This is a genomic window from Solitalea agri, from assembly GCF_023914155.1.
Lineage (GTDB): Bacteria > Bacteroidota > Bacteroidia > Sphingobacteriales > Sphingobacteriaceae > Solitalea > Solitalea agri.
In genome coordinates this window covers 43,812-58,057 of sequence record NZ_JAMWYS010000036.1, presented here as the reverse complement: position 1 = coordinate 58,057, position 14,246 = coordinate 43,812, and the positions used below count along the sequence as shown (strand labels likewise).

General features: G+C 37.3%; 10 protein-coding genes. 3 read left to right on the top strand and 7 right to left on the bottom strand.

Annotated features, from left to right (window positions below):
• Positions 1-2: 2 nt before the first annotated feature.
• The 5 genes from NF867_RS11275 to NF867_RS11255 form a co-directional block, all read right to left on the bottom strand.
• On the bottom strand, positions 3-1,364 hold the full coding sequence (locus NF867_RS11275) for a c-type cytochrome (protein ID WP_252588104.1): 1,362 nt from the start codon (positions 1,362-1,364) through the stop codon (positions 3-5).
• Between the two features lie 248 nt (positions 1,365-1,612).
• Positions 1,613-2,593 (bottom strand): deoxyhypusine synthase family protein, encoded by a 981-nt coding sequence (locus NF867_RS11270; protein WP_252588103.1) that lies wholly within the window; start codon positions 2,591-2,593, stop codon positions 1,613-1,615.
• Positions 2,594-2,757: 164 nt separating this feature from the next.
• Positions 2,758-3,663, bottom strand: a complete 906-nt coding sequence (locus NF867_RS11265; protein ID WP_252588102.1) for a DUF1735 domain-containing protein — start codon at positions 3,661-3,663, stop codon at positions 2,758-2,760.
• A 26-nt stretch (positions 3,664-3,689) separates the two neighbouring features.
• The gene (locus tag NF867_RS11260) at positions 3,690-5,168 is read right to left on the bottom strand and encodes a SusD/RagB family nutrient-binding outer membrane lipoprotein (protein ID WP_252588101.1); all 1,479 of its coding nucleotides are present in this window, start codon (positions 5,166-5,168) and stop codon (positions 3,690-3,692) included.
• A 20-nt stretch (positions 5,169-5,188) separates the two neighbouring features.
• Positions 5,189-8,350, bottom strand: a complete 3,162-nt coding sequence (locus NF867_RS11255) for a SusC/RagA family TonB-linked outer membrane protein (RefSeq protein ID WP_252588100.1) — start codon at positions 8,348-8,350, stop codon at positions 5,189-5,191.
• 408 nt (positions 8,351-8,758) lie between these two features.
• On the opposite strand from NF867_RS11255, the gene NF867_RS11250 reads away from it, so the two are divergent.
• Positions 8,759-9,925, top strand: coding sequence for a BamA/TamA family outer membrane protein (locus tag NF867_RS11250; RefSeq protein ID WP_252588099.1), 1,167 nt, complete (start codon positions 8,759-8,761; stop codon positions 9,923-9,925).
• A gap of 64 nt (positions 9,926-9,989) precedes the next feature.
• Entirely contained in the window at positions 9,990-11,309 is a 1,320-nt protein-coding gene (locus NF867_RS11245; RefSeq protein ID WP_252588098.1) for a threonine/serine exporter family protein, read from the top strand.
• Between the two features lie 7 nt (positions 11,310-11,316).
• On the opposite strand, the gene NF867_RS11240 is transcribed toward NF867_RS11245, so the two are convergent.
• Entirely contained in the window at positions 11,317-12,102 is a 786-nt protein-coding gene (locus NF867_RS11240) for an O-methyltransferase (RefSeq protein ID WP_252588097.1), read from the bottom strand.
• Positions 12,103-12,206: 104 nt separating this feature from the next.
• Between NF867_RS11240 and NF867_RS11235 the strand changes: the two genes are divergently transcribed.
• On the top strand, positions 12,207-13,082 hold the full coding sequence (locus tag NF867_RS11235) for a transglutaminase-like domain-containing protein (RefSeq protein ID WP_252588096.1): 876 nt from the start codon (positions 12,207-12,209) through the stop codon (positions 13,080-13,082).
• 83 nt (positions 13,083-13,165) lie between these two features.
• Here NF867_RS11235 and prfB read toward each other — a convergent pair.
• Positions 13,166-14,243 (bottom strand): peptide chain release factor 2 gene (gene prfB, locus NF867_RS11230; protein ID WP_252588095.1). Its coding sequence is split into 2 segments (ribosomal slippage): positions 13,166-14,182 and positions 14,184-14,243, totalling 1,077 coding nucleotides; the frame shifts between segments, so codons are not numbered across the junction.
• Positions 14,244-14,246 lie beyond the last annotated feature (3 nt).

Sequence of the window (14,246 nt, the reverse complement as noted above, 5' to 3'; positions counted from 1 at the left end):
AATTAATAATGACATTTTGCACACTCAAGGCCACCCATTTGAGCAACGGTAACCTTTTCACCCTTCTTGATTTTCTCATGAAGTTCAACCATACCATCATAGTAGTGGTTTTTAGGAGCATGTTTCATTTCGGTACTGCGGTGACAGTCGATACACCATTTCATGGTTAACTGTGACGCCTGGTATACTTCATCCATTTTAGCGACCTCGCCATGGCAAGCGTAACAAACTGGATCTTCAGCTTTCAGACCTTTAGCAGCACGAATCGACTCTTCAGCAACTTTTACGTGTTGTGAGTGATTGAAATAAGCAAAGTCCGGAAGGTTATGGATACGAACCCACTCAATAGGACGTTGGTTAGTTCCGTATTTCTGAGTAGCAGGGTCGTAATCTAAAGCCTGGTAGATTTTTTGAATTTCGGCGGTACCATCAATTTTCTCGCCATCGGCGTCAACTAATGCCTCACCTTTATACTCGTTGATCTGGTTATGGCAGTTCATACAAACATTCGCTGATGGAATGCTCGCGTTTTTACTTTTCCATGCACCAGAGTGACAGTATTGACAATTGATTTGGTTTACCCCAGCGTGAACTTTGTGTGAGAATTTAATTGGTTGAGCAGGTTGGTAATTCTGAGTTACCCCTACCTCCCACATTTCTTTCCAAGACCAAGCCGAGCCTACAACTAAAATAGCTACAATTGTTAAGGCAATTACCTTTTTGTTAGAAGCAAGTTTTTTAACTGTTTCAGCAAATTTAGATGGAGCTGCCTCAACTTCTTCTTCCTCTTCTTCTGTTATTGAACCATCTGCCTTTTTAGCAAGAACTAATTGCTCTAATGTTTTAATAACACGGTTTAATACCACAATTACTAAAAACAGTACAACAACTAAACCCAATAAGCCAAAAACTGTAAAGCTGCTTGTTCCACTTTCTGCGGCAGCAGCACCGCCTGCAGGGGCAGCAGCAGCGGCTTTGTCAAGGGCTTCACTTTCCTGCTGAACATAAGCAACAATTGACTTCACATTGTCTTCAGTTAATTGAGGGAATGAAGGCATAATCTGCTGGCTATATTCAGCAAATATTTTTGTTGCTTCGGCATCGCCCGATTTCACCAATCCTTGTGAGTCATGAACCCATTTAACTAACCAGTTGATATCCTTTGTTTTATGGATATCCTTCAACGCTGGACCAGTTACACGCTTATTAATAGCGTGACACGATGTACAGTTGGCTTTGAAGAGCGTCTCCCCTTCTTTAGGGTCTGCAGCAAAGGCTTGCGCAACGCTCAAAAAGGCGATTGTGAGAATTAATACACCTTTTTTAAGACAAGTTTTCAAAAAAACGTTCGAGTTCTTACTCATGCTCTATGTAATTCTACTAATATATTACGAACTTATAATCAATATGTTAACGATAAACCCGTTGGGGGGACTATCTTTTAACATTAAGCGCACAAAAATAGATATAAAACTGTGTCTATGACAATGATATGACACATTTTGTCAATTTATAACTATTCTAAATAAGCAAAAAAGCTATTTTCATAACTAATTACTAATCAATAAAATAGCTGCCTAAGGCAGCTATTGGGAATTATTATGAAGTATGATTACATGTCTAAAAGCCATGCAAAAATTAGCGGAGCAACAATTGTGGCATCAGACTCAATAATGAATTTAGGAGTATGAATGTCTAGTTTACCCCACGTTATTTTTTCATTAGGAACAGCACCTGAATAAGAGCCATAACTGGTAGTAGAATCAGAGATTTGGCAGAAATAACTCCAGAAAGGAATCGTTTCCATTTCCATATCCTGATACAACATCGGAACCACACAAATAGGGAAATCTCCGGCTATACCACCGCCAATTTGGAAGAAACCAACGCCCTTACCACCTGAGTTTTTAATGTACCAATCAGATAAATAAGTCATGTACTCAATACCTGATTTCATGGTAGAAGGATTTAATTCACCTTTAATACAGTAAGATGCGAAGATATTACCCATTGTCGAATCTTCCCATCCCGGACAAATGATTGGTAAATTAGCTTCAGCAGCAGCCAGCATCCAGCTGTCTTTTGGATCAATTTCATAATATTGCTCCAAATCGCCAGATAATAACATTTTATACATGAATTCATGTGGAAGATAACGTTCGCCATTATCCTGAGCGGTTTTCCACTGATAATGAATATGTTTTTGCAAGCGACGGAAAGCTTCCTCTTCGGGAATACAAGTGTCAGTCACACGGTTAAAACCATTTTCCAATAGATCCCACTCTTCCTGAGGACTCAAATCTCGGTAGTTAGGTACGCGTTTGTAGCTCTTGTGCGCTACCAGGTTCATGATATCTTCTTCAAGGTTAGCGCCTGTACACGAAATGATATCCACTTTACCTTGACGAATCATCTCTGCTAAAATTTTACCCATTTCAGCTGTACTCATCGCACCAGCCAAGGTGATCATCATTTTGCCACCTTCTTCCAGGTGCTTTTCATAAGCCTTTGCCGCATCAACCATCGCCGCAGCGTTGAAATGCAGGTAGTACTTTTCCATGAACGATGAAATAGTATTACGTTTCTTTTCCATGCTGTAAAAATTTTGCCGCAAAGGTAGGATAAATAAGGAGTTATTCGAATAGTTGCGAAAAGAGGAAAAACAAAAAAGGTTGCCACATTTGTGGCAACCTTCATAAAATTTAGTTTATGATTCATAAAGAAATTGCTCAAAACAATTTCTAATGCCCCCAGGTATTACCTGGCTTTTTTGTAAACATATTTTTCAGTAAAGAATGTTCTGTCTCCACCTTGAGTCATCACATAACTTACTTCAAAAGTTTTAGTTGCTGGATCATATTTATTAATTCCAGCCACATTAAGACGTGCTCCGCGACCATTTGCAGGATTAACGTAATAATTTACAACTTGAGTTATTGCATTGTTAGCATCAATTGTGAAATTAGGTGAAAATGTACCATACTGAGAAAGTGCTCCATCATTTGAAATAGCATGTGTATAATTTCCAATTACATTATCCCAAAGAGCTACCGAGCTTCCGCCTGTAGTAATTAAAGAAATTTCACGAGGATACATTCCTTTTAATAAACCATTTACACGATCCTCCATTGTTCCCGTCATGGTATAAACCCCATCCCATTTATTTTTAACTGCAATTGCAACAATAAGGGTATTAAAGTTACCACTTACGTTTACTCCTGTTGCAGATTTAATTCTAAATGGCAATGCATATGATTTGCTTAAGTCAATAACTCCAGCATTCACAGTAATTGGTAAGCCTACCAAACGTTCTCCCGCAGGAATATTAACTGTTAAACTTGGAATTGAATAAGCCGCCTCTGGAAGCATTGCAAAAGTAGTTTTATGTACCTTATTATAACTTATCAGTGAATCCGGTGCATATTCAAGGGTTAATGTCACTGCTTTATTTAAAGGAGCTACGGCAGCAATATTAACCATCAGATTATATTTCTGTGGCTCAGGTTTAGCTTCAAATACAGCAGTGGTTTTTTCACCTAATTGAAATTCAGCTAAAGCAGGTTGAGATGCAAAATCAACATAATGATCATCATCCTTTAAGCATGAACTCATACTCATAATCCCCAAGATGCCTAGAGTCAATAATTTTATATTTTTTTTCATTTGTCAGTTTTATTAAAGATTACAGATTAATTAACATCCCAGAATATCTTATTCCATTGAGTTGCTTTTGGAACGTTTGCTGAGTTAGTAGAAATTTCAGACAAAGGATACAATAAGCGAGTTGGGATACCACTACCAACACGTAATGGGTCTACAGAAAGAGGAACATCGGCAGGGAACCCGGTACGACGATATTCAGACAGAGCTTCATTACTTTCCAAGGAATTTAATGCCAGGTACTTTTGATAAATAATAATCTCAATTGGATTTGCAGCGGCAGCAAAATCAACTTGAGGATTACCTGCATTAGCAGTAATATAACCATTCGCATCAGCTAAAGTTAATCCCAAGTAAAGGAATGATGCCTGGATACCCTTAGTATATTTATCTTTTGCATCGCCCGTTAGATAACCGCGAGATATTGCCTCTGCTTGCAAGAAATTACTTTCAGCAGCTAACATGATCACCGATGATGCATTATAACCTTTAAATATACCCGGTCCAAATGAAGATGATGCTCCTGAAGCAGGAAGCGGATCTCCTCCTAAAACCACACCCACATAATTATTACCTGCTTTATTATAAAACTTTGCAATACGAGGATCATTGTTAAGTTCGTATTGGTCGATAGCATAACTTGTAGGACGTACATAAGTGGCCTCTGTTGAAGTTGTACCGGTTGGTGTTTGATTATAACGGTTCCAGAAGGGATTTTGTTTACTTGCAGATTGGATATAACCAGGATTAACTAACGCATCTGTAGACAAGTAAGTACCTTCTACTGAACCCATTTTTCCAATTTCAGAAGAAGCAAATGAAGCAAGTGACGGAACACCTGAAATACGCATTAACATACGTAGTTTCAATGTATTAGCGAACTTTACCCATTTTGTTAAATCACTCATTTTTAATCCGGCGTCATAAAACATAATATCTTCTGTCTTAGGAACCGTTGCACTTGGGTTATTTTTAATTAAATCAACTGCTTTTGTCAAATTAGCAATCAATGTTTTATAAACATCCTCCGCTTTATCATATTTCGGAGTTAAAACATCTGCACCTTTAAATGCATCATTATAAGGAACATCTCCATACTGATCTATTAATGCCTGAAAATTATAAGCTTCCATAATTAAGGCAATAGCCTCATGGTTGCTTAATCCAGCTTTATTTGCTGCATTTTCAACAGCCTTATAATCATTCAAATTATCATAAATATCAGCCCAAAGTCCCTGATAAAAAGATGTAGTATAATTATAGGTACGCTCAGGCGCATAACCGTTAACATCACCTGATTTACCCCAATAACCTACCGTCCAAGCACCATAACTATTTGCTGTGTTATAGATATTATTAGCAGTAGTGGATAAAGCTCCTGCTAAAATACTTTGAGGAGTTGCATTTAATGCCTGATTTGGATTATCGTTAATATCCAAGTAATCCTTACAGCTTACCATCAATGAGATAGCTGCTGCAGAAAGTATAATTGTTTTAATCTTTTTCATAAAATTCTAGCCCTAATCAATTAAAATGTTACCGATAAACTTCCACCAAAGGTTCTAGTAGGAGGAGTTTGATTAATAGTATTGATACCTTGTCCGTTTCCATCGGTAAAACTATACTCAGGATCTGTATACATATTCGATTTTGGAGTCCAGGTGAACAAGTTACGACCAATAAGGCTTAATGACATTCCCTTCACAACCTTCATTTTTGAAATTACTGATTGAGGGAAGTTATAACTTAATACCAACTCACGAACCTTCCAGTAAGCACCGCTGGTTATATAGTTTTCAGCAACTGAAGTATTTACTGCAGCATTCGCCCAAAAACCGGCGCCACCATCTGCAACTGTTATGTTCTTATTTTCAACATATTTTCCTGTAGCTGGATCTTTATAAACTGAATTAGGATAAACAAAACGTTGACGATCAAATGATGCGGAACGACCTGAAGCTCCTGTGAAATCCATGTTTGAACCAATATTGTTAGAGATTACATAACCACCGCGATATTCAAATACACCACTTAATGTAAAGTTTTTGTACTCAAATGATGTTGTAACGCCTAGTTTGTGTTTAGGACTAGATGAACCAAAAATTTTCTGGTCAGCAGCCTTTACAGGGTAACCAGTTTTTGCATCTACGATTACACGACCTTCAGGGTCACGCTCATAATAAGAACCCTTAATTACCGGGAAGCTTTGCCCTTTAATAGCATAAACCTGAGCATCACCGCCCGATGTAAGTGCTAACTCATTAATAGAATCAGAAATTGATACTACTTTATTCTCATTATAGCTATAATTGAATCCAACGTTCCAACGGAATCCATTATCCAACTTAATTGGAGTTAAACGAACATCAGCCTCAACTCCCTCATTGGTTAACTCACCTGTATTAAACAAGTATGAGCTATATCCTGTTGCATTTGATACACTTGCGCCAACTGTTTGATTAGTAGAACTTGTTTTATAATAAGTTGCGTCTATGTTTAAACGATCATTCCAAAAACCTAGCTCAGCACCTAACTCATAACCTGTTGTAAACTCAGGCTTAAGATTATTACTTACAATTCTATTAGAAATGGTATAACCTGCTAACGAACCGTAAGGGAAACCAGCTTGTGGACCATAGGTAGGGAATAATGCGTAAGCACCATATGTAGGAGTTGAAACCCCAACACCCCAATCAGAATAAGCGTTTGAAGCAAGGTTTACTTGACCAGTTTTTGACCAACCACCGCGTACTTTTGCATAAGTAAGCACGCTATTATTTTTAAGTGCATCAATACCTTGAGTTAACACATAGGATAAGTTAACTCCTGGGTAGAAGAATGATCTATTTTCAGGAGCAAGAACAGAAACCCAATCATTACGTCCTGATACTTCCAGGAATAAATAATCTTTATATCCAACGTTTAAGTTTCCAAGTAAGCCGATTGATCTTGATTTATAATTACTTTCCGAACCTGCCAATTCTCCAGTACGGTTTGAAACGTTAAACAATCCCGGATTTACTAAAGCGGAGGCACCAACAACGGAGTATTTAGCAGCGTTTTGACGAACCTGATTACCTATTTTAAGGCTGGTAGTGAAATCACCAAATTTTTTACTTAGATCTATATAGATCTCCGAAGTTACTTGATTATTAAAGCTACTGCGATCTGTTACATAACCCGCAACATCCTTTTTAGCCGTACCTGCTTTAGCAAAATCTGAATAAGTGAATTTATCACCATATTCTTTTGAACTGAAGTCGTTGCCAGATGCACTTAAACGATACATCGCTGTCATCCATGGAGTTAACTTGTAATTCAAGTCAAAACTACCGATAAAGAAATCATTACGACTGTCCGTTCTGAAATTATCTATCTTATAATAAGGGTTGAAATAATAGTCATTATAATAACCGTTTGGATTTGAAAACTTATCGTTTCTCCAATCTTTATAAGAAGTAAGAGGAACTTGAGGTGCCGCATTTATGACATTCCAATACACAGAGTTATCACGATCATTATTTGAATGTACATCAGCACGATTTTGCGCATAACTTGCATTAAAATTCAAGTTTAAATCCTTGATAACTTCTTTAGTACCGTTTAAGCGGAATGTATTGCGTTTTCCTTGATCTCCAGGAACTGTCCCGTTTGCATTAACATTTTGATAGGAAAAATAAAGCAAACTGTTTTCGTTACCGGTCGACATTGCAATATTGTTTTGCATATTCAAGCCATTATCAAAGAAATTTGTTTTTTCCTTAATACGGCTTTTATAGGTTACTTCTTGAATAGAACCATCTTCTAAAACTCTACCAAGTGGGCGTAAGGTTCCATCAAAAGCAGGTCCGTATTGCTGGTTCTCAATTGGATCGTAAGTAGCAATTCCTTCTGCAGAACCTGAACCAAAACGATCTTGCATTGATGGCAAATAGCTGATTTGCTCAATAGTACTTACATTAGAATAGGTAATGCGAGGCTTATTTTTCGTGCCTTTTTTGGTTGAAATCAACATTGCACCATTCGATGCCTCTGATCCATACAATGCAGATGCATTGGAGCCCTTCAAAATAGAAACATTCTCAATATCATCCGGATTGATGGTATTCAAAATATTAGAGGGTACAATCACACCATCCAAAACGATAAGAGCCTGATTGTTTCCAGTTAACGAACGATTACCACGCAAAACAATACGAGTAGTAGGGTTTACTCCGCTGTTTACAGTATTGATTTGCAAGCCCGAAACTTTACCATTCAAACTTTGAACAACACTAGCTGATTTTGCACGAGTTAAATCTTCAGCCTTAATCTTAGCTGTTGAATATCCTAAAGATGCAGCTTGACGATTAATACCCAACGCAGTTACAACAACTTCTCCTAGTTGACGTTCGTCTGATTCCAGAGCAATGTTAATTACAGATGTTGAACCAACCTTAACCTCTTTAAGCTGGAAACCAACATAACTAAACATTAAAGTTCCATTTTCAGGAACTGAAATTGAATACTTACCGTCTACATCAGTTTGGCTACCCAATGATGTTCCTTTAACGGTTACACTTACTGCTGGAAGTGGCAATCCATCAGCTTTGGATGTTACAGTACCCGTAATCTTTTTTTGCTGGGCATACGTGGTAAGTGTAGCCAGTGAAAAAAGGAGTACTAAAAATTTTGTAAACTTCTCTTTCATATTTTTAAATTTTATACTCTGCCAAAGTAACAGTTTTCACTACATAAGCAAACAGTTTGTATTTTTTTCGTTGCGATATATTAATAATCAGTTTATATTAGAATTATGACAAAAAAAACAGCCAAAATTTTAAAATTCTATACCATTATTTTATACTTATTAATTATTTATAAATTCAACAGCTATTTTATAATAATTATTTGCAATAAGATATCATAGAAACATTCAAAATTAAATTTTGAATAAAAGAATAAAACTCACAAAAACCACAACTAAACATCATTTTACAACATTTCAACCAGTTGATAATTATTAACAATTTCACAATTTAGCCCACTCTTAATGGTGTCTTTTTAGTTCATTTCAGATTATTTTATTCGTTTTCAGAGTATTTTCTATCTTCACCCAATGAATTTATCCGCCTTTAGAAAGATTCTTCTGCATGTTTTTGTATTGTTAACTATTAATCTTTCAACAGCATTCTCCCAGACTCCTCAACCTGTTGATACTATTTCAGCAAAACTTAAAAACAGTCTTTTACCTATTCCGGTACTTGGTTCTTCGCAAGAGCGCGGAGTTGAATTCGGCCTTGCTGGCATTTACTCATTTTATCTGAACAAATCATCTCTAAATCAGCGGAACTCTACTATTAATTTGATTGGATCCTATACCACAAAAAAACAGTCGAAATTGAGTTTAACAGGTAACCTTTGGACCAAGAATAATGATTGGCATATACTTACAGATTTTAGATACTATGATTTCCCTAGTTACTTTTATGGGGTAGGAAACGACACTAAGGAATCGGATAAAGACCTGATCAACGACAAAAAAATCAGATTAAGTGTAGATGCAGAAAAAGAAGTAACCAAATCCTTTTATGTAGGCGCTGGAGTTTGGTATACACACGAATCCATTTCCGAGAAAGACGAACTGGGAATTTATAACTCTAGCGACCTGGAAGGTAAAAGTGGAGGAAACATTACTTATTTAACATTATCAACGACATTCGATAACCGCGATGTCGTAAATTATCCTCACAAGGGTTCGTATTTAAGACTTTATGTCCAAAATTCGTTTAAAGCCCTGGCCAGCGATTTCAACTTTATCCTTACTACACTCGATGCCCGTAAATACTGGCAAATTCACCCCAACATAGTAATTGCCGCTCAGGGATATTTTCAATCATTACAAGGAAATGATAAACCATTTTTTATACTCCCCCAATTGGGCAACGACATGCTGATGCGAGGCTATTATACGGGCCGCTATCGAGATCAAAACTACCTGGCAATTCAAAGTGAGTTACGCTACAGGCCATTTGCTAAGCGTCCGGATGCCGGCTTGTTCTCATTATCTCGGGGGGTAATTGCCGCCTTTATAGGTGGAGGCGGAGTATTTAGCAATAGTAACTTTAACAACGAAACAATAAAGCCCAATTTTGGCATTGGGGGCAGATATATATTTGACCAACGTAACCGCTTAACATTACGGGTTGATTACGGCTTCGGAAGTAGAAATAAAGGAGAGCCCCAGAGTAGTGGTTTTTATCTATCATTAAATGAAGCTTTTTAGATTTTAAAAGTGCCCTTTTTAGCCGTAATTTGATAGCTCCCTAAGGCAACAAAATATAGCTGATATGCATCCTGAAACTCAACAAACAACAGCTGTTTTAGAAAAAAAACTGGACCTGTTATTAAGAACTGGACAGCTATTAATGCAAAGCGGTGCAAATAGTGATCGTATTGACCGCAACGTAAAACGCATTGCGCTGCATTTTGGCATTTCTGGCAATAAGCTTCACATGCATATTACTTTAACAACCCTAATGATGACCATTAGCGATGGCACCAATTCCATTACTAAATTCAAAAAAATATTAGAACATGGAGTTAATATGACTACCGTTGACGGTATCAGCCGACTTACCTGGAAAGCACTCGAAAAAGGATACTCACCTGATCAGTATAAAAAAGAGCTTAATCAAATTGCAGATAAAAAACACGCTTACCCACGCTGGTTAATCATCCTTTCGGTTGGTTTGGCTTGCGGAGGATTTTCTACTTTATTCGGAGGAGATTGGTCAGCAAATCTAATAGCCTCCTTTTCAGCAGCAACTGGCTTGTTTATAAGGCAGGAACTTCATAAAAAACACATCAATAATTATTTAACTATTGCTGTGGCAGCTTTAATAAGCTCACTTATCGCGGGTATCATCACTTCCTACACCAATTGGACCACTACTCCCCAAGATGCCATTGCTGGAGCGGTGTTATTCCTTGTTCCTGGTGTTTTGATGATTAATTCACTAGATGATATGATTGGCAATTTCACAATAATAGGTACCACACGGGCGATCGTTACAATATTGTGTATTACTTCTATTGCTTTCGGAATGATTGTCGCCATGCAATTGCTGGGAATAAAGCCCCCTCAACTTACTCCGCCAGCGCACAATAAAGTAGTCATTGTTTTTGCCGGCGCTTTATCAGCTGCAGGATTTGCAGTTTTATTCAATGTGCCATTCCGAACTTTATGGCTTTGTGCTTTAGGAGGCTCCATTGCCGTACTAACAAGAAATATTTTACGACTTGATTTTGCTGTTAACCTCCCAATCGCCTCCCTTGCAGGAGCATTGCTTTCAAGTACTTGGGCTACTTACTGGGTACACAAAGTACACACACCTGGGCATGTTATTTCAATTCCTCCAGTAATCCCTATGGTTCCGGGAGTACTGGCATATACATCGATGATGGGTATGTTTTCTTTTGCCAAAGCTCATGATAGCGAACAAAAACTAAGCGCACTTTTGCAAATGTTTTCACCTGGGATTGAGTTTGTTTTAACACTTCTTTGTATCGCTTTAGGGGTCACTATTCCCAATTTTATTGATCGATTTTACTCGTCTAAAGCAAAACAAAAACGAATTGAAATGGCTATGAAACAAAAACCGTTATAAGAATTGTTTAGTATTTGATCTTAAAATGTTCTTTTACCTGACCTTTTCTAAAAAAAACCAGTCCAATTGTATACAAATCAATCGTTAACGTAACAGTGGGGTGTTTCTTAATTTCTTCCCAGGCTTCTTCCATACCTTTCGACCAGTGAATATCGTCAAAGATGAATAAGCTATTCTCGTTTGCCTTTTCCAAACAAGAATGAAAATAATTCAACGTTGCCTCCTTCCGATGATTCCCATCAACGTAAACAAAATCCAGTTGATCAGCTTTTTCAACCAACTGAGGCAATAGATCATCAAAGTTACCTATCTCTACATTTACATTTTTAATCTGTAGTGATGACAGCGACTGATTAGCCACTGCAGCTGTTTGGGGGCATCCCTCTACCGAAATCACCTGGATATTCTCGTTTGATTTCGCCAGGTATGAAGTAGTAATACCAAAACAGGTACCTAATTCAAGTATCTGTTTTGGCTGTCTCCATGTTGCCAATCGATAGATCAGTTGAGCCCATTTTGGCGCTTTTAATGCCTTATCAGCAATTACTTTAACCTTTTTTTGTTTATTATTGTTGTAATGCGACCCGGCACCTAAGTCGGTAATCGTAATTATACGTTCATCGTCCAACAAATTTTTACGCTGTTTTTCTATTTCAGTGTAAACATCTTTGGGTGATTTATCGTATATAACATTGTCGATCAGGTCGTAAACAAACGGAGAATGAGTGCCGTGAAGGGTATTTGCAGTAAAAAGGTGCTTTATATATGAAGTATATGGAGTACTATTAAACATGGGCTAAAAATAAAATAATATTATCAATTAGGGTTAGCAGAATTAACTCTACTGACTCAACAGTTAACCCACGTTGCCTGATTTTTTAGAAGGAGAAGATTTTTATGATTGACAAGAATGAGCTAAAATCATTGGTAAAATTGCTGGATGACCCCGATCAGGAAGTTTTTGAACATATTAAAAATAAGCTGGTTTCTTTTGGCCCCGAAATTATTGGTTACCTCGAAGATGTTTGGCAGCAATCTTTAGATGTGCTCTTACAAGAACGCATTGAAAACATTGTTCATAAAATTCAGTTTGATGAGGTAAAAAGAGAATTAGAACTATGGATCATTGGGGGCGCATTTGATCTGCTTTCTGGCGTGTTAGCTATTAATAAATACCAATATCCCGATTTAGATGAACAACGTCTGCATAATCAGATTGAAGATATAAAACGTGATGTATGGCTTCAGTTAGGTTATGAAATGAGCCCTTTAGAGAAGGTTAAGGTGCTAAATCACGTCTTCTTTCATATACACGGATTTAGTGGCAATACCGTAAACCACCAGGATCCACAAAATTCCTATATTAATCTTGTTCTTGAAAGCAAAAAAGGGAACCAAATTTCCCTGGCCATCATTTACTCTTTGATTGCCCAGAAACTGGACATCCCTATTTACGGCGTCAATCTTCCTCAACACTTTATTTTAGCTTACGTAGATGAAAATGAAACAGTACTACCGGGCTTTGATGCAACAAATGGTGTAATATTTTATATTAATCCCTTTAATAAAGGATTTATTTTTGGGCGGAAAGATGTTGACTTTTTCTTAAAACAATTGAAAATTGAACAGCGCGATGAGTATTACCAGCCTTGCTCCAATATTGAAATTATAAAACGGATTTTACGCAACTTAATTAGTGCCTATAATAAGCTAGGGTATTTAGATAAGGTAGAAGAGTTGGAGGAATTGTTACAAGTTTTGGAAAGTCATTAAAAATAGATTTGAGATTTGAGTATTGAGATTTGATAATCTTATATCATGAATCCCCTATCTCAAATCTCACATCTCATTTCTAATTAAAACTCCATTAAATACGCTTTAATAAACTCATCCAACTCCCCATCCATTACCGCTTGAACATTGGAAGTTTCGGTTCCGGTTCGCAGATCTTTAACTAGTTTATATGGATGGAACACATAGTTACGAATTTGTGAACCCCATTCAATTTTCTTTTTGGTGCCTTCAACAGCAGCTTTTGCCGCATTCTGCTTCCGTAATTCGAGTTCATACAATTGCGATTTAAGCATTTTTAGCGCTTTTTCTTTGTTTTGCAACTGTGACCGCTCTTGCTGACATTCAATAATAATTCCCGAAGGAGCATGCTTTAAACGTACGGCAGTTTCAACCTTATTTACATTTTGGCCTCCCTTGCCTCCTGCCCTAAAAGTATCCCAGGACACATCAGCGGGATTAATTTCAATATTAATTGAATCGTCAACTAAAGGATAAACATATACCGATGCAAACGATGTATGCCTTTTCGCATTTGAGTCAAAGGGTGAAATACGCACCAAACGGTGAACGCCATTCTCACCTTTTAAATAACCATAAGTAAAATCGCCTTCGAACTCAAGGGTACATGAAGTAATCCCGGCAACATCACCAGGCTGATAGTCAATTTCTTTTACCTTGTACTTATGCTTTTCGCCCCACATAATATACATACGCATAAGCATTTCGGCCCAATCACAACTTTCAGTCCCCCCTGCTCCGGCATTAATCTTAAGCACCGCATTCATCTGATCCTCTTCTCCACTAAGCATGTTTTTGAACTCCAATTCTCCGACCACATCAAGTGTTAAATTGAATTGTTGCTGCATTTCCACCTCAGTTACATCACCTTCTTTATAAAAATCAAATAACACATAGGTGTCTTCGGCAGATGCGTTTACCTCCGCAAAAGCATCCGTCCAAACCTTTTTGCTTTTGATATCATGCAGAATCTTTTCCGCTGCCTTAGGATCATTCCAAAAACTTGGCCCCAGTGTTAGTTCTTGCTCATTAGCTATTTCCGACAGTTTATTGTCGATGTCAAAGATGCCTCCTCAGGGAAGCTATTCTATCCCTTAAATCTTTTATTTGTTCAATTGTCATAAT